This is a genomic window from Pseudonocardia sp. SID8383 (assembly GCF_009864975.1).
Classification (GTDB): Bacteria; Actinomycetota; Actinomycetes; order Mycobacteriales; family Pseudonocardiaceae; genus Pseudonocardia; species Pseudonocardia alni.
The window spans coordinates 1-887 of sequence record NZ_WWFY01000059.1; the positions used below are offsets into that span (position 1 = coordinate 1).

At 78.1% G+C, this 887-nt stretch carries 1 pseudogene; it reads right to left on the bottom strand.

Annotated elements, in window-relative coordinates:
* Positions 1 to 887, bottom strand: a pseudogene (locus GTW08_RS01545) (hypothetical protein); the annotation flags it as partial.

Consider the following 887-nt stretch of genomic DNA (forward strand, 5'->3'; position numbering starts at 1 on the left):
GATGCCGTGCGGGGGCCGCACCTCGCGCGCCGGTGTGATCCGCAGCAGGCGTTCCCCGAGGTGGGCGACGTCGGCCGCCGGTACCCCGCCGGTCAGCGCCGCGGCGTGCAGCAGCACGCCGACCAGCTCGCGACCGGCCGCGGTGCTGAGGTGCTCGTCCGGTGCGGCCACGACCTCGCGCAGCAGCGCGCAGGACCGGGCCAGCCCCTCCGGGTGCTGCTCGTCCAGCCGCCGGGCGCGGGCACGGATCCGGACGGCCACCGTGCACTCGTCGTCGACGACCGGGTCCGTTCCGGCGTCGGCCGCACGGACCGCCTCCTGGACCCGCGCCGGCACCTCCCGCACCGTCGACGGGTCGATCAGGGTGAGCGCGACCGCCCGGTCCTGCGGCGAGGCGAGCAGCGGCAGCGCCTGGGACACGTGCCGGACGGCGGTGCCGGGCTCGGTGAACCGCTCCGCCGCGGCCAGCTCGACCAGCAGGGCCCCGCGCTCGTGGCCACGCACGTCGCTGTCGAGCAGGGCCCGGCGCAGGTACCGGACCGCGACCGGGTCGTCGTCGTGGTCGTCGGCCGTGTCCGGGCGGAGCGCGGTCGTCGTCTGGTGGGCCGCGGCCCGCAGGACCTCGACGGCCCAGCCGTCGAGCGGGGCGGCGACCGCGAGCAGGTGCGCGGCCACCTCCTGGGCGTGGTGCCCGGTCTCGTGCAGCAGCCGCGCCGCGCGCAGGTGCAGCCGCTCGCGCTCGGCGGGGTCGGCGGCGACGTCGCGGACCAGCGGGTGGGTGAACCCGGTGTGGTCGTCGGTGAGCAGACCCTGTTCCGTCAGCTGCCCCTGCACCGCACGCAGGCCGTGCGGGTCCAGCTCCGCCAGCCGCGCCACGACCGCCGGGT